This window comes from Pseudoxanthomonas sp. PXM01, assembly GCF_014851815.1.
Taxonomy (GTDB): domain Bacteria; phylum Pseudomonadota; class Gammaproteobacteria; order Xanthomonadales; family Xanthomonadaceae; genus Pseudoxanthomonas_A.
In genome coordinates this window covers 242,629-258,094 of record NZ_JACVAJ010000003.1, presented here as the reverse complement: position 1 = coordinate 258,094, position 15,466 = coordinate 242,629, and the positions used below count along the sequence as shown (strand labels likewise).

General features: G+C 69.1%; 17 protein-coding genes. 4 read left to right on the top strand and 13 right to left on the bottom strand.

All coding sequences use genetic code 11. The features are described 5' to 3' along the window. Positions 1-5: 5 nt before the first annotated feature. From IB230_RS17800 to glnA, 3 genes are all read right to left on the bottom strand, one after another. Complete coding sequence (locus IB230_RS17800; RefSeq protein ID WP_055941078.1) at positions 6-344, bottom strand: P-II family nitrogen regulator; 339 nt, start codon at positions 342-344, stop codon at positions 6-8. Between the two features lie 52 nt (positions 345-396). Then, on the bottom strand, positions 397-528 hold the full coding sequence (locus IB230_RS19875) for a hypothetical protein (RefSeq protein ID WP_255430508.1): 132 nt from the start codon (positions 526-528) through the stop codon (positions 397-399). Positions 529-776: 248 nt separating this feature from the next. Continuing rightward, positions 777-2,186, bottom strand: a complete 1,410-nt coding sequence (gene glnA, locus IB230_RS17795) for a type I glutamate--ammonia ligase (protein ID WP_192274204.1) — start codon at positions 2,184-2,186, stop codon at positions 777-779. Between the two features lie 211 nt (positions 2,187-2,397). On the opposite strand from glnA, the gene IB230_RS17790 reads away from it, so the two are divergent. The 3 genes from IB230_RS17790 (at position 2,398) to IB230_RS17780 (ending at position 5,616) form a co-directional block, all read left to right on the top strand. After that, positions 2,398-3,192, top strand: coding sequence for an undecaprenyl-diphosphate phosphatase (locus IB230_RS17790; protein ID WP_192274203.1), 795 nt, complete (start codon positions 2,398-2,400; stop codon positions 3,190-3,192). Positions 3,193-3,275: 83 nt separating this feature from the next. Beyond that, positions 3,276-4,097: an META and DUF4377 domain-containing protein gene (locus IB230_RS17785; RefSeq protein ID WP_192274202.1), complete on the top strand. Its 822-nt coding sequence runs from the start codon at positions 3,276-3,278 to the stop codon at positions 4,095-4,097. Between the two features lie 97 nt (positions 4,098-4,194). Continuing rightward, positions 4,195-5,616: a hypothetical protein gene (locus IB230_RS17780; RefSeq protein ID WP_192274201.1), complete on the top strand. Its 1,422-nt coding sequence runs from the start codon at positions 4,195-4,197 to the stop codon at positions 5,614-5,616. Between the two features lie 15 nt (positions 5,617-5,631). On the opposite strand, the gene IB230_RS17775 is transcribed toward IB230_RS17780, so the two are convergent. From IB230_RS17775 to IB230_RS17750, 6 genes are all read right to left on the bottom strand, one after another. Then, positions 5,632-6,141 carry an RDD family protein gene (locus tag IB230_RS17775; protein ID WP_192274200.1) on the bottom strand — a complete coding sequence of 170 codons (510 nt, stop codon included), beginning with the start codon at positions 6,139-6,141 and terminating at the stop codon, positions 5,632-5,634. After that, on the bottom strand, positions 6,138-6,752 hold the full coding sequence (locus tag IB230_RS17770) for a YbhB/YbcL family Raf kinase inhibitor-like protein (RefSeq protein WP_192274199.1): 615 nt from the start codon (positions 6,750-6,752) through the stop codon (positions 6,138-6,140). The genes IB230_RS17775 and IB230_RS17770 overlap by 4 nt, the downstream gene beginning before the upstream one ends. A 28-nt stretch (positions 6,753-6,780) precedes the next feature. Continuing rightward, on the bottom strand, positions 6,781-8,844 hold the full coding sequence (locus IB230_RS17765) for a tetratricopeptide repeat protein (protein WP_192274198.1): 2,064 nt from the start codon (positions 8,842-8,844) through the stop codon (positions 6,781-6,783). A 49-nt stretch (positions 8,845-8,893) separates the two neighbouring features. Continuing rightward, positions 8,894-9,883, bottom strand: coding sequence for an alpha/beta fold hydrolase (locus tag IB230_RS17760; RefSeq protein WP_192274443.1), 990 nt, complete (start codon positions 9,881-9,883; stop codon positions 8,894-8,896). A 91-nt stretch (positions 9,884-9,974) separates the two neighbouring features. After that, positions 9,975-10,772, bottom strand: a complete 798-nt coding sequence (locus IB230_RS17755) for a lysophospholipid acyltransferase family protein (RefSeq protein ID WP_192274197.1) — start codon at positions 10,770-10,772, stop codon at positions 9,975-9,977. An 82-nt stretch (positions 10,773-10,854) separates the two neighbouring features. Then, on the bottom strand, positions 10,855-11,283 hold the full coding sequence (locus tag IB230_RS17750) for a hotdog fold thioesterase (protein ID WP_192274196.1): 429 nt from the start codon (positions 11,281-11,283) through the stop codon (positions 10,855-10,857). A gap of 90 nt (positions 11,284-11,373) precedes the next feature. On the opposite strand from IB230_RS17750, the gene IB230_RS17745 reads away from it, so the two are divergent. Then, positions 11,374-11,694, top strand: coding sequence for a hypothetical protein (locus IB230_RS17745; protein WP_192274195.1), 321 nt, complete (start codon positions 11,374-11,376; stop codon positions 11,692-11,694). 40 nt (positions 11,695-11,734) lie between these two features. On the opposite strand, the gene IB230_RS17740 is transcribed toward IB230_RS17745, so the two are convergent. From IB230_RS17740 to IB230_RS17725, 4 genes are read right to left on the bottom strand one after another with little or no spacing between them, the layout of a single operon-like run. Continuing rightward, positions 11,735-13,681 carry a phospholipase D family protein gene (locus IB230_RS17740; RefSeq protein WP_343227369.1) on the bottom strand — a complete coding sequence of 649 codons (1,947 nt, stop codon included), beginning with the start codon at positions 13,679-13,681 and terminating at the stop codon, positions 11,735-11,737. Between the two features lie 11 nt (positions 13,682-13,692). Beyond that, on the bottom strand, positions 13,693-14,280 hold the full coding sequence (locus tag IB230_RS17735) for a YceI family protein (RefSeq protein ID WP_192274194.1): 588 nt from the start codon (positions 14,278-14,280) through the stop codon (positions 13,693-13,695). Next, entirely contained in the window at positions 14,277-14,753 is a 477-nt protein-coding gene (locus IB230_RS17730) for a histidine phosphatase family protein (RefSeq protein WP_192274193.1), read from the bottom strand. Before IB230_RS17730 ends, IB230_RS17735 begins: the two co-directional genes overlap by 4 nt. Positions 14,754-14,774: 21 nt before the next feature. Next, positions 14,775-15,407, bottom strand: coding sequence for a ParA family protein (locus IB230_RS17725; RefSeq protein WP_192274192.1), 633 nt, complete (start codon positions 15,405-15,407; stop codon positions 14,775-14,777). Positions 15,408-15,466 lie beyond the last annotated feature (59 nt).

The following is a 15,466-nucleotide window of genomic DNA, read 5'->3' as shown; positions in this document are numbered from 1 at the left end:
GAGTGTTAGAGCGCGTCCGCGCCGACTTCGCCGGTGCGGATGCGGATGACCTGGTCGATGGTGGTGACGAAGATCTTGCCGTCGCCGATCTTGCCGGTGCCGGCCGCCTGCTGGATGGCCTCGATGACGGCCTCCAGTCGCTCGTCGGTCACGACGGTTTCGATCTTGATCTTGGGCAGGAAATCGACGACGTACTCGGCGCCGCGGTACAGCTCGGTGTGGCCCTTCTGCCGGCCGAAGCCTTTCACTTCGGTCACGGTGATGCCGGACACGCCCGCTTGCGACAAGGACTCTCGGACCTCGTCGAGCTTGAACGGCCGGATGATGGCGGTGATCAGTTTCATGCGCATACCCCGATGGTGGATGGAACCGGCCGACCGGAGCCGGCCGGCGGTTTCAGGTCACCGGTGCGCGCAACCCCCTGGCCGCGTGCACGTGTTCGGTGCGGAGCGATGCATGAACCGCCTCCGTGCCTGCCGCGATCGATTGCGGCAGGAACGGATGACGTGGGAGGGAGCTGCGGTTCATGGACCTCTCCTGTATTTCCCCAGTTACAGCGTTGGTGCGATCTCCGTGAATCGAAGACGGGTGGTGCCCCGGTTCCCCAACCGGTCGAACGCATCGCAGGACGATGCGCTCAATAAGGTGCGGCGATGGCGACGGGTGGGAGGGGAGATCCGTCGCCATCGCCGCGAGAACTCAGTGCGCGACCGCTGCGGTGCGGAGGGCCGGTGCATGGCCCTCCGCGTGCATCGCGATGTGCGCGTGCGCCGACATCAGCTGGCGTAGTACAGCTGGTATTCCAGCGGGTGCGTGGCCGCGCGGAACTTGGTCACTTCCTGCATCTTCAGCGCGATGTACGCATCGATGAAGTCGTCCGACATCACGCCGCCGGCCTTGAGGAAGTCGCGGTCCTTGTCCAGCGCGTCCAGCGCCTGGTCGAGGCTGGAGCAGACCTGCGGGATGTTCTTCTCTTCTTCCGGCGGCAGGTCGTACAGGTCCTTGTCGCTCGGCGCGCCCGGGTCGATCTGGTTCTTGATGCCGTCCAGGCCGGCCATCATCAGCGCGGTGAAGGTCAGGTAGCCGGACTGCAGCGGATCGGGGAAGCGGATCTCGATGCGGCGCGCCTTCGGATTGGCGACCCACGGAATGCGGCACGAAGCGGAACGGTTGCGCGCCGAGTAGGCCAGCATCACCGGCGCCTCGAAGCCCGGCACCAGGCGCTTGTAGCTGTTGGTGCCCGAGTTGGCGAACGCGTTGATCGCTTTGGCGTGCTTGAAGATGCCGCCGATGTACCAGAGCGCCAGCTGCGACAGGCCGCCGTAACCGTCACCGGAGAACAGGTTCTGGCCGCCCTTGGCCAGCGACTGGTGCACGTGCATGCCGCTGCCGTTGTCGCCGACGATCGGCTTCGGCATGAAGGTCACGGTCTTGCCGTTGCGGTGGGCGACGTTGCGCACCACGTACTTCATGCGCTGCAGTTCGTCCGCCTTCTGCACCAGCGTGTTGAACTTGGCGCCGATTTCGCACTGGCCGGCGGTGGCGACTTCGTGGTGGTGCACTTCGACTTCGATGCCGACCTGTTCCAGCGTCTTGCACATCTCGGCGCGCAGGTCGTGCAGCGAGTCGGTCGGCGGGACCGGGAAGTAGCCGCCCTTGATGCCCGGACGGTAGCCGCTGTTGGCGCCGTCGTAGCTCTTGCCGCTGTTCCAGGCGCCTTCTTCGGAATTGATCTTGAAGAAGGTGTTGCCCATCTCGTTGGCGAACTGCACCGAATCGAAGATGAAGAATTCGGGCTCCGGACCGAAGAACGCCACGTCGGCGACGCCGCTGGCCTTCAGGTGGGCCTCGGCGCGCTTGGCGATGCCGCGCGGATCGCGCGTGTAGCCCTGCATGGTGGCCGGGTCGAGGATGTCGCAGACCAGGACCAGGGTCGGGTCGGCGTAGAACGGATCCAGGTAGGCCGTGCTCGGGTCGGGCAGCAGCACCATGTCGGACTCGTTGATGCCCTTCCAGCCCGAGATCGACGAGCCGTCGAACATCTTGCCGTCCTCGAACAGCGACGCGTCCACGATGCTGACCGGGAACGTGACGTGCTGTTCGACACCGCGCATGTCGACGAAGCGCAGGTCGACGAACTCGACCTTGTTGTCCTTGATCAGCTTTTCAACGTTCTCCAGCGACATCTTGGAACCTCGGGTTGGGTAAGGATGTGCCGGTACAAAGCAATCGCCGTGCCAACCTCAGAAGTCACCCAAGCCATTGATTTAGCAGGGCAGTGTTGACATGAAGTTCACACGCGATCCCTGTAATGGTGCGTTTTTCTGACACATATCCCTAAAACGGTGCGCTAGCGTTTCCTCTATTCTTGGCCGCCGTCTTCCACCCCTGAGCCCGATGACCGACCTGCTCGCCGCGCTGCTGCTCGGCATCCTCGAAGGCCTGACCGAATTCCTGCCCGTCTCCAGCACCGGCCACCTGCTGATCGCGCAGCACTGGCTGGGTGAGCGCTCCGACTTCTTCAACATCATCATCCAGGCCGGCGCGATCCTCGCGACGACCCTGGTGTTCCGCAAGCGCATCTGGGAACTGGCCACCGGCTGGGGCGATCCCGAAACCCGCGACTACGCCTTCAAGCTGGCCACCGCCTTCCTGGTGACCGCGGCCGTCGGCCTGCCTGTCCGCCTGGCCGGCTGGGAACTGCCGGAGACCGTCACTCCCATCGCCTGGGCGCTGATCATCGGCGGCGTGTGGATGCTGGTGGCCGAGCATTTCGCCGAGAAGCGCGGCGATGTCGCCACGATCACCTGGAAAGTGGCGATCCTGGTCGGGCTGGCGCAGGTGGTGGCCGGCGTGTTCCCCGGTACGTCGCGCTCGGCCGCGGCGATCTTCATGGCGATGCTGGCGGGCACCAGCCGACGCTCGTCGGCGGCGGAGTTCGTGTTCCTGGTCGGCATTCCCACCATGTTCGCGGCCAGCGGCTATGCCTTCCTCGAGCTGGTGAAGGACGACGCGCTGGGCAGCGAGAACTGGGGCGAAGTGGCGCTGGCGTTCGCTGCGGCCACCGCCACCGGCTTCGTCGTGGTGAAGTGGCTGCTCGGCTTCATCAAGGCGCACCGCTTCACCGGCTTCGCCATCTACCGCATCGTGCTGGGTGCGCTGCTGCTGTTGCTGATGCCGGTCGGGAGTTGACGTACGGCACTGCGCTGCCGGCGTCCTTCACCCCGTTCCAACTCCTCGCGCGTTTGCATAGGCCACTCTCCGAGGACGCCACCATGAAACGATTGCTGCTGCTCGCCCTGCCCTTGGCCCTGGCCGCCTGCACGAAGCCCGCCGATCCCGCCGCCCCGCCTGCCGACACCACACCCACCGCGTCGACCCCTGCGGCGCCTGCCGGTACTGCGGATGCGACCCTGCTGCCGAAACACCACTGGCGATTGAGCGAGGCGACCGATGCGCAGGGCCAGCGCATCGCGGCGCTGTTCGCCCGCGCGGACCAGCCGGTGCAACTCGATTTCCGCGATGGTCGCGTGGGCGTGTCCAACACCTGCAACCGCATGGGCGGCACGTATACCGTCGCCGACGGCTCACTGACGGCCGGGCGCCTGGCCGCCACCCAGATGGCCTGCGGCGACAGCGCGGTCATGGCATTGGACCAGGAAGTCGGCAAGCGCCTGGAAGGCACGCTGAAGATGGCGACCGCCGCCGGCGAGCCGCCCACGTTGACGCTGACCACCGCCACCGGCGACGTGCTCGCCTTCACCGGCGAACCCACCGCGGAGACCCGCTACGGCGGCACCGGCGAGCGCGTGTTCCTGGAGGTCGCGTCCGAGACCAAGCCCTGCAGCCACCCGCTGATCCCCGACAAGCAGTGCCTGCAGGTGCGCGAGATCCAGTACGACGACAAAGGCCTGAAGACCGGAACGTCGGGCGGGTTCCAGCATTTCTACGACAGCATCGAGGGCTACACGCACGAGCCCGGCATCCGCAACGTGCTGCGGGTGGACCGCTACACGGTGAAGAACCCGCCCGCCGATGCGTCGTCGAAGGCGTACGTGCTGGACATGGTGGTCGAGTCGGCCAGCGAGGAGAAGTAGCGCACTGTCGCGTGATGCGCGCCATGCCGTCATGGCGCGCATCGGCCCCGCGGACCAGCCGCTATAGTGGCGCGTCACCCGTTCCGACACGCGACTGATGAGCCACGCTGCAAGGACCGCTTCCCCGCTTCCCTGGATCGCCGCCGCCCTGCTCGCGGCCTCCGCACTGCTGATGTGGCTGCCGGCGCTGCAGACGCCGTTCTGGGGCGACGACTACGTCTTCCTGCATGCCGCGCACGCGACCAACGCCGCCGGCGCACCCTGGTGGTCGGATTTCTGGCCCTCTTCGCCGCCGCGTTTCTGGCGGCCGCTGTCGCAGGAAGGCTACTGGCGCTGGGTCGACGCCGCGCTGGGCGGCAGCGCCCATGCCGCGCACGTGGTGAGCCTGGTGCTGCACCTGCTGGCCACGCTGGGCGTCGCCCTGTTTGCCTTCCGCTTGGCACGCGCCTGCCGCTGGCCGCATGCCGGCCGCATTGCCGCCTTCGCCGGCGCCGTGTACGGCGCGCTGACCCTGCACCTGCTGCCGGTGCATTGGGCGGCAGCGGCGAACAACGCGATGCTGACGCTGTTCTCCACGCTGCTGCTTGCGGCCTGGGTCAGCGCGCGCGACGACGTCACTGGCGTGCTGCGCAACGTGCTGTTGGCGCTGTTGCCCGTATTGCTGGCGCTGGCGCTGCTGAGCAAGGAATCCGCCGCGCTGACGCCCGCGCTGATGCTGGTGGTGGCCGCGTTCGTCGTCGTGCGCCGGCTCGACCGCAGCGAACTCGTCGCCTGGCTGGCCTGCGTGGCCGTCGTCGCGATCTGGCTGTCGTTGCGCTCGCGCTTCACCGCCAACACCGACGCGTCCTACGACCTCAGCCTGGGCGGCAACGTGCTGCGCAACGCGGCCTCGTTCGTGGCATGGCTGCTGAATGTCCCGCGCGAAGCGATGCGCATGGCGGTCGCGGGCGAGCGGATGCAGGGCCTGGCCTGGATAGCGGCCACCGCGTTGCCGATGCTGGCTGCGTGGGCGATCGCCGGCTGGCGCGGCCGCACCTTGCTGGCACCGATGCAGTGGTGGTGCGTCGCAGCCTTCGCCGGGCTCGCGTACGCCCCGTACTTCCTGTTCGCCTGGAACAGCTACGAGTACTACGCCGCCATCGCCGTGATCCTGCCGGTCGTCGTGCTGGCGCGCTGCGTGGCCGCCGACGGCATCGCGCTCGCGGTCGCCGCGCTGATCGCGGTGTCATCGTGGATCGCCGTGGAAGGCACGCGCCGGCTCGACCATCCAGGCCTCATCGGCCGTGCGCACTGGGCCGAAGCGACCCTGCAGGCGCTGGAACGGCAACCGGTTGCCGCGCCGCTGCATGTCAGCGTGGCGGACGACCAGCGCTTCTACGCGATCGGCCAGATGGGCCTGGCATGGCGGCTGGGCGTGCCGCCGGAACAGATCCACGTGGCGCGGGAGTGTCCCGCCACGGCCACCTGCCTGGTCATCGAACAGGACGGACGCTGGCGGTGGCGGCCGTCCGTCGACTGAGCCGCACGACGCGGATCAGGCCGGGAGTGCCACCGGACGACGACTGCGCACGACGCGCGTCTTCGGCCAGCGGTCGTGCCACCCACGCGGGTCTTCGTCGTCCGCGAACAGGACCGAGAAGGCTTCGAACGGCACCACGCGACTCAGGCTACGCAACGACGCCTGCAGAAAGCTGATCCTGCGTCCCGCCTCATCGACCACGCGCGTGCCCGTCAGCAGCTTGCCGATGGTGGTGCCGGTGGTGCCTTCCATCAGGGTGTAATACGCGATGGTCACCGCGAAGCCGATCAGCTGGTCCTGCCACCAGGTCAGCCGTTCCGCCCAGTCCAGCACCTCTTCGCCCCCGACGACGCCCGCCGCGACCATCGCCAAGAAAATGATGCCGACCACGACGATCCGGTCGACCAGCCAGTGCACGAAGCGCCGGAGTTTCGTGGCCGGCACCAGCGCCACGGCGGTGTCGGCGGCTTCGGCGATGGCACTGCGGGGACTCTCGTAAGGATTGTCCCCGTCCGACGGTGTCATCCCTGCACCGGCGCATTCAACGAGTACGTGCCGTACACCAGCGCCTCGCCCAGCACGTGCCCTTGCATCGCCCGCTCCACGTCACCGGCGGTGAAGCGCGCCGGCAGGTCCAGCGTGGCGAGGTCCAGCGCGAACAGGCGGAAGAAGTAGCGGTGCACGCGCAGGTCGTTGAACGGCGGATACGGGCCGTCGTAACCGTAGTAGTCGCCGCCCATCTGCGCATCGCCCGCGAACCAGCCCGTGTAATCGTTCAGACCCTGGCGCGCGCCGACCGGTCCCGCTGGCTGTTGCTTGCCTTTCGCAGTGACGCCGTCGCTGCAGCTGCCGGCAGCGATCTCGCGCACGTCCGCCGCGATGTCGGCCACCGCCCAGTGGATGAAGTGCGCGCGCGGCTGTTCGACCGGGATCTGCACGTCATCGCGGCCGACGGTCTCGGGCACCGTCGGCGCATCCGGGTCGATGCACAGCAGCGCGAAGGACTTCGCGCCTTCCGGCACGCCATCCCACGCGAGGTGCGGATTGCGGTTGGCGGCGAAGCCGTCGGGCTGACCCATCGCGAACTCGGCCGGGATGGGTTCCATGTGCTTGAAACTGTCGCTCCACAGACGCATGCGTCGCTCCTGCAGGAAGAAAGGAAAATCAGGCGTCCGGATAGCCCAGGCGCACCGCGACCGGCGTCAGCGTGGCGAACGGGCCGGCCAGCGCCTGCGCATAGTGCCGCCAGTGGCCTTCCGGGAAGCGGCGCGCACCGGACGACGGCGGCAACGGCAGTTGCGCACCCAGCGCCTGGCCCAGCGCCTGCGCCACGGCGCCGGCGTCGTCCTTGATCGCGTCCATGCGGATCAGGCGGCTCGGGTACAGGTCCTGCTCGTGCAGATCGGCGATCTGCGTGAACAGGCCCGCCAGCCACGTCGCGCCGGCCTCCAGGTCATCCAGCGCCAGCGGCGCGGGCGAGCCGAAGGCCAGCCAATCGATCAGCGCATCGCGCGGATCGCGCACGGCCACGATCAGCAGGGCTTCCGGCAGGTGCGGGCGCAGCGCGTGCAGCAGCGCGTTGTCCCACGAGATCAGCCAGTCGACCACGCCGGTATCGACCGAGCGGTTTTTCAGCGTGGTGCGCCAGTCGGCGATCAGCGCTTCGCCCGTCAGTTCGCCCGACAGCAGGCGCGCGGGGGTGAAATAGCTCTGGAAGCCGTCCTTCGGGGGCTCCGGCAGGAAGCGGTCGCCGCGCAGGCGGTCGCTGACATACCCCAGGACGCCGGCGAGCGATTCGACCACGGTGCCCGGCGGGCCCCACAGCAGGATCGGGCGCGGATCGGACGAGGCGACCACCTCGCCCAGGTCGGGCCACGGACCGGTCGCGCCGGTCTGCGTCCACAGCGGCAGGCGCGAGGGCGCGAGCTCGTGCGCGAGGGCGCCCCAGCTGGCGACCGCCTCGGCGTAACGACCGGCGCGATCGCGCACGAAGGCCTGCCAGCCGCGCAGGCTGCGCTGCTGGTCGGGGTTCTGGGCCTTGCTGGCGAGCTCGCCGACCCGCGCGATCGCCGCCATCGGATCGCGGCGGATGAGGCCCTCGACGATGCGCTGCTCCCCACTGGCACGGCCCGGATCGAGCTCAACGATACGACGCGCCACCGCTTCGGCGGCATCGTCATCGCCGGCCGCATCGAACACCGACATCTGCGCTTCGAGCGCGGGCACGTGCTCCGGCATGGCGGCCACCCAGCGTTCCACCACCGCGCGCGCTTCCGCGCTGCCGACAGCCTCGAACAGCAGGCGCGCCAGCCACAGATCGTGCGCATCGGCCGTCGTGGCCAGCGCGGCATCCAGCGTGTTGCGCGCATCGTCCTGCGCGCCCAGGCGACGCCACGCCTCGATGATGGCCAGCACGGTATCGCGGTCGCGCGGCTGGCCGGCGAGGGCGATGCGCAATGCCGCCAGCGCTTCCTCGTTCTGGCCGGCGGACAGGCGCAGGTGCCCGATGTAGCGGTGCAGGGCCGGGGCGTTGTTGATCGCAACCAGCGGTGCCAGCTCGTCGGCGGCGTCGGCGGGTCGGCCCTGCCGGCGCATGAGGTCGGCGATCAGGCTGCGCAGGCTATCGGAGCCGGGCACCTTCTCCACCACGCCGCGGAAGGCCTGTTCGGCGAAGGCCCAGTGGCCCAGCGCCATGTGGATGAAGCCCAGCGCGTAGCGAAGTTGCACATCGTCGGGGGCCTGCTGCAGGGCGGCCGACACGATCTTCAGCGCGTCGTCCGGCTTGCCGCGGCGCAGGGTGACCATGCCGTCGATCGCCGCCGTCTGCGGATGGTCCGGTGCCGCGCGTGCGGCCAGCCGGCTGAGGCGCTCGGCCTCGTCCAGGTCGCCGCGGCCGAGGGCCAGCTGGCCCTGGATCAGATAGGCGGTGAACTGGTTGGGATCCAGCACCGTCGCCTGGCTCAGCGCCGCCTGGGCATCTTCGTTGCGGCGGCTGCCGACCAGCACCCCCGCGCGCGCCAGGTGCAGCTCGGCATTGTCCGGCGCCAGCGCGATCGCGCGATCGATGGTGGCCAGCGCAGCGTCGGACTGCCCGCCCTGCATCTGCGCGGTGGACAGCCAGCGCAATGCCTGCGGGTCATCGGGGCGTTCGGCCACCAGGGCCTCGGCGGCGGTCAGGGCGTCGGCCACGGCGCCGCGGCGCAGGGCATCGAGGATGGGGTCGTACATGGGGCTACCAGCGTTCGGTCAAACGCCGATTGTAACGGGCGTTCCCCGCTCAGGCGGCGCTGCCGGCCAGTCGCTCGGCCACCCAGCGCTCGGCGTAGCCGTTGCCGGCGGCATTCTCGATGAAGGCGCAGTGGCCGCCCCATGGCGCGATCTCCAGCGTCGCCTGGGACGGCAGCGCCCAGTCGCGGAACGTGTCGAAGGGGATCACCGGGTCGTCCTCGGCCATCAGGATATGCGCCGGAACGCTCAGGCCGGCCAGGCGTTCGCCGGAGATCGCATACCCGTCGAAGTAGGCGTCCAGCGTGCCGAAGGCGGTATGCCGCTGCACCAGCCAGTCGGTCAGTGCACGGATGTCGAGCGCCAGCACGGTGTCGTCGAAATCGTGCCGCTGCGGGAACAGGCTGCGCTTGCGTTCCAGCGAGCGGCGCCACTTGCGTGCGAAGTACCAGTCGTACAGCGGCAGTCCGTTCTCGATGCTGTCCATCGTCGTGGCCGGATCCAGCAGCGGGCAGACCGCCGCCACGTGCGCCAGCGCCAGCCCGGCCTGCGGCGCGCGCAGCGCCAGCCGCAGCGCGAAGTTGCCGCCCAGCGAGTACCCCGCCACCCGCATCGGCTCGTCGCCGGCGAACCGCCGCGACACGTCGAGGGCGGCATGCACCACCTCGTCGAGCCGGTTGGAGTGGAACAGGTCCTCGTTGAGGTGATGGGTGTCGCCGTGGTCGCGGAAGTTGAGCCGGAACACGTCGAAGCCGCGCGCCAGCAGCTGCGCGGCGGTCAGCCGCATGTAGCTGGAATCGGCGCTGCCTTCCCAGCCGTGCAGCAGCAGCACCAGGCCACGCGGCGCGCGGCCAGGAATCTCGCTGTGGAAACCCTGCAGGCGCACGCCGTCGCCACCGTCCACGATGTGCTCCAGCGTCACTGCCCCGCTGCCCGCCAGCGCGCGCAGCGCCAGCCGGCGGCGCAGCCCGCTGGAGCCCAGGACCGACTGCAGGTGCGGGTTGCGCAACCAGCGCGGGGGACGGAAGTCGGCGGCAGTGATCATGGCGTCATCGCGGCGGCATCGGCACGAGGGTGGCACCGGTGGACCGAGTATTCCCTCGAATAGGTCGCAATGCCGTCACGGCGGCCGCTCAGGCCTCGGCCATCGCCTGGACGATGCGCTCGCGCGACAGGTCCGCGATGCGCCGGCGGCCCTCGACATCGGCGACGCGGATCGGCTCCAGGAAGCAGATGTCGGCCGTGCGCGCCGGTTCGCCCAGCAGGCGCAGGAAGTTGGCGAAGAAGCTCTCCTTCGGTCCGAACGCCACCACCGGCTGTGCACTGCCGCGGGCGCCGTAGCGCAGCGCCACCGGCTGCACCGGCACCCCGGCCTCGACCGCGGCCAGGAAGATGCGTGCGTGGAACGGCCCTACCGAGTGTCCATCGCGGGTACGGCCTTCGGGGAACACGCCGACCGGCCGGCCCTCGCGCAGGCGCTGCATCATCGCCTGCAGCACGCCGCCCAGCGACTCCTGGCTGCCGCGCTGGTGGAAGATGGTGTGTCCCTGCGCTGCCAGCCAGCCCACCACCGGCCAGCCGCGGATCTCCTGCTTGGCCACGAAGCCCATCATGCGCTGGCTGTGCAGCGCCTCGATGTCGATCCAGCTGACATGGTTGGCCACGAACATCGTCGGGCCCGGCAACGGCGTACCGACGCGGCGCAGGCGGAATCCGAAAATGCGCATCAGCCCGCCCGACCACCAGCGCACCGCCACGTCGCCCACGCTTTCGTCGCCCACGCGCACCCAGACCAGCAGCGGCGAGAGGCAGAGCAGGACGATCGGCAGGAAGACCAGCAGGTGGATGAGCAGCAACGGCACGCGGTACGCGTAGCGGAAAGCCCGCGCGACACCGCTGCCGCCAGCAACATGAACAGGGGGCGGCGTCATGCTGTCACGATAGCAGGAGTCAGGCGGCAGCAGGGAGGGACATAGCGGCCGGACACGTGACGGCGGCCGCGACTCGCCGGCCTCAGCCCTTGGGCAGCGGCACCACCGCCAGGGTCAGCCGCGACACGCAGACGAGCTTGCCTTCGTCGTTCTCGATACGGATCTCCCACAGCTGCGTGCTGCGGCCGACGTGCAGCGCGCGCGCGGTGCCGGTGACCACCCCGCTGCGCATCGCGCGCACGTGGTTGGCGTTGATCTCCAGACCCACGACCATCTCCCGGGTCGTGTCCACGCACAGGTTGCCGGCCACGCTGCCCAACGTCTCGGCCAGCGCCACCGATGCGCCGCCATGCAGGATGCCGTACGGCTGCACCGTGCGTGCGTCCACCGGCATGGTGCCGCGCAGCCAGTCCTCGCCCGCTGCGGTCATGACGATGCCAAGGTTCGATACCAGCGTATTGGCCGCATGCGCGTTGACGGCGGCGAGATCGACGGGTTTCAGGAAGCTCATGGCGGGACTCGGTGCGCGGGAGATCCATCTTACTGGCCCGCGCCTGCGATCGGCCGCGTTCTACCCGGCATCGACGACGGGGATCCGGCCATGCGCCATGCCCTCCTCCTGCTGCTGGCCGCCAGCCTTCCGGCCATGGGCGCACCCGTGCATGGCGCACCGGTGATCGACATGCATCTGCACGCCTTTGCGATGGACGAAGTGCCTGCGGGAATACCCGCCTGCCCGGGCGACCAACATACGCTTGCACCGATCCTCGATCCGCGCGACGCCTTGGATGTCGCGGCGCTCCTCGGCTCGCCGTTCCTGCTGGAGGAGGTGCTGCGCAGGCACCCGCGACTGCACGTCTACGCGGTGCACTACGGGAGCGCGACATCCTGTACGGCAACGCCGCCCGCTTTCTCCGCCTGACGCCGGCGCAGATCGCGGCGGACCATGCGCCGCGCGGGCGCTAGAGGATCGGCACCAGCCCCGCGCCGAACGCGGTCAGCACGCGCGTGTAGAGCCACTTCGCGCCGACATCGACTTCGGGGAAGTCGCCCACCGCCACGTAGCAGCGCTGGAAGGCCGGGTCTTTCGGGCCGACCGGCAACGGACAGTCCGGGCCCGGCTGGAACTCGTAGCTGGTCGCATAGCGCCAGGGCCAGATGTCGAAGATCGGCAGCGCCTCGGACACCTTGCCCAGGCTGTAGTCCAGGCCGGAGAACACCGGCGGCTTGGCACGCGGCGCGATCAGCCAGGCGTTCTCCGGCGACATGTCGCGACGGATGCTGCCGGCCAGCGCCTGCGCGAACGCGGTGTCGTTGATCACCACCGCCGCCTCGGTGTTGTAGTTCTCCGAACGCGGGTCGAAGTTGTGCGTGCCGATCACCGCGATCTCGCCGTCGATCACCATCGACTTCGCGTGCAGGCCCATGCGCACGCCCGCGCGCTTCAGCGGCAGCGGCTCGGCCGCCGCACCGCTGCTGAAGAACGACGGCCGCGACTCGGTACGCTGCAGGCGGCGCGTGGTCTCGCCGGCGTCGGACGCGGATCCGCCGGACGGTCCGATCGAACCGGAGGGACCGCGGATGCCGCGGTCCCCGCCGCCCACCGGCGATGCCACCGGCGGCCCTTCCGGCATCAGCGCGGCGTAGTCCACCGGGGCGTCTTCCGGGAACGGCTTGTATTCGTGGATCTGGAAGCCGAACTCGCGCAGGTAGCGGCGCTTGTACTTGAACGACATCGAATAGACGATCGGGTTGTCGGTCGCGGCCAGGCTGTTGGTCGACACGGTCACCTGCGGCGGCGGCTGGCGCTTGCGCATGTCGCGGAACATGGACTGCGCCTGCTTCGACATCACCAGATACGGCGTCTGCAGCAGGACTTCGTTCTGTGCGCCGCGGATCAGCGCCTCCAGTTCCGGCGCCGCCGGCGCATCGTCGTGGCGGCGCTCGCGCCGGTGCTTCTGCGGCAGGTCGGCGATGTAGCGCACCGCCCCCACCCTGAAAGCCGGTTCGACAAACAGCTTCTCCATCACCTGCGGATCGCTGGCCTGCGCGCTCGCGGACTGCACGCGCTCCGGCCGCAGGTAGCGCGGCACCGGCATCGCCGGCACGCCGCCCTCCAGCAGCGTCCGTCCAACATCGTTCAACCGTTCGGCCGGCACGCTGCGGCGCGCGTCCCAGAACGCCTGGAAGTTGGCCGCCATCGCCGCCGCTTCCGGCCCGGCCACCAGCACATCGCGGTCGCGGAAGTTGTATTCGGCATCCCAGTCGAAATAGTCGTCCTGGTAGTTGCGGCCGCCGCTGATGCCGATGCGGTCGTCCACCAGCAGCAGCTTGGTGTGCATGCGCTGGTTGAAGCGGCGGAAGCAGCACAGCACGCTGCCCGCGTAGTCCAGGTAGTTCAGTTTGGCCTTGCCGAAGCTCGGGTTGTAGATGCGGATGGCGAAGTTCTGGTGCGAACCGGACAGCGCGGCCAGGATCTCCAGGTCGGCGATCGCCGACAGCTGGTCGATCAGCACGCGCACCTTCACCCCGCGCCGCGACGCGGCCAGCAGCTCGTCCAGCACCAGCCGCGCGCTGTCGTCCTTGTCGAAGATGTAGGTCTGCAGATCGATGCGTTCGCGCGCACTGCGGATCAGGTTCAGCCGCGCCAGCAGCGCATCCGAGCCCTTGTCCAGCATCACCGCGTAATGGCGGGGCGCGTCGGCGGTGGATTCCGCGCGCGCCTGCGCCGCCAGGTCGTACAGCGGCGATGCCACGGCGCAGGCATCGGCCTGCGTGCACTCGACCACCGTCGAACGGGCGCCGGCGGCGATGCCGGCCGCGCGGTCGCGCTGGCGGTCGGACAGGCTGGCGCAGCCGCTGGCCAGCAGCGCGACGCACAGCACCGCGCAGCGCACGGTGAAAGCCACGACGCATCGGTTCACGGTGTCTTCGCGCTCCTGGTCCGCGCCCGCAGCACGAACACCACGCGGTCGCTGACCGCCAGCATCCAGTCGTCCATGTCGTAGTCGCTGCGGCGCACCGCGCCGGTGGCCACCACGTCGCAGCCCACCGCGGGGTGCGAACAGTCGGCCGGCGCCACCTCCAGGCTGCGCGGCCGGCTGATGCCCTTGATGCTCAGGTCGCCCTCCAGGGTGCCGCCGTCGTACAGCAGCATCGGGTCGTACGGTTTCGAGGTGAAGGTGACCACCGGATAGCGGTCGGCGTCGAAGAACTTCTCGCTGCGGGCCCACTCGCCGTAGCGCGGGTGGTCGATGATCTCCACGTCGCGCGTGTACATGCGCAGGCGCACCTGCTGGCGCCCGTCCGGCAGGTGCTCCACGGAGCCTTCGTAACGCCGGAAAACGCCGTCCAGCACCTGACCCCAGCGCGTGCGCAGTTCGAAACCCAGCCGCGTATGCGCCGGGTCGAAATCGTTCCGCCCCTGCTGTGCCCACGCGGGCACGGCGCACAGCAGGGCCAGGCACAGCACGACCAGCCAGACGGCCAGCGGCAGATCGGACTTCATGGCCACCAGAAGGCGGAGAGCTGCGCCACGCCCGGTTCGATCGCCGCATCCACCGGCAGCGTCAGCACCACCACGCCGCCCGGCGGCATGCCACGGTACTCGCTGGTCACGCCGGAATACATCAGGGCGGCCAGCTGCTCGAAGCCCGGGTTGTGGCCCACCATCAGCAGGCGCTCGGCTTCGCGGTGCTGGTCGACCAGGTCGGCGAGCGTTCCCGGTGTGGCTTCATAGATGCGCTCTTCCAGCCGCTGTTCCACGTAGCCGATCGCACCCAGCACCGCTTCCAGCGTCTCGCGCGTACGTCGCGCCGGCGAGCACAGCACGCGGTCCGGCACCAGGCCCTGCTCCTTCAGCCAGCGCGCGACGGCCTCGGCCTCGGCCAGGCCCTGCGGCGACAGGGGACGGTCCAGGTCGGACTGGCCGGCGGTGGCAGGTTCGGCATGCGCATGGCGCAGCAGGATCAGTTCACGCATGGGACAACGACTCCTTCGGCCTCAGGCCTTCTTGATCCATTTCAACAACGGTTCCCAGTCGGCCTGGTGCTCACGCACCTGCGCCGAACGGTAGTCGAACAGGCTGCGACCCAGGCCCGCCATCACCACATAGGCCTGGGTATCGCGCAACTGGGTGATGACCGGGTAAGGCCAGGTCTTCAGCATCTCCACCGCCTGCTGCGAGGCGTTGGTCCACGGCTTGCTGCGGTTGACCACCAGGCCCACCGGCAGCTTGCGCTTGTGCACGCGCGGCACCTTGGCCATGGTGTTCAGGAAGCCGACCGTCGCCTCGATGTCCAGCGCCGACGGCAGCACCGGCACCACCACGGCGTCGGCCTGCTCCAGGAAACTTTCCAGGTCGTCGGCCATCGCGCCGGCCGGGGCATCGATCACCACGCGCTCGGCGTCTTCCGGCAGCCAGGCCTTCCAGGCGCGCTTGCCGCTGGCGTCGATCGGCAGCACGGCGGTTTCCAGTTCCGCCCGGCGTTCGGCCCAGCGGGTGGAGGAATGCTGGGGATCCACGTCCACCAGCACGGTGCGTTTGCCATCCAGTGCGAAGTACGCTGCCAGATTGGTCGCCAGGGTCGTCTTGCCCGCGCCGCCCTTGGAGCTGGCGACCAGAATCGTCTTCATGCGCGCACCTCGTTGCTGGAGAACCCGGAGGGTACACCGCGACAAGTGAAGCGGGAACC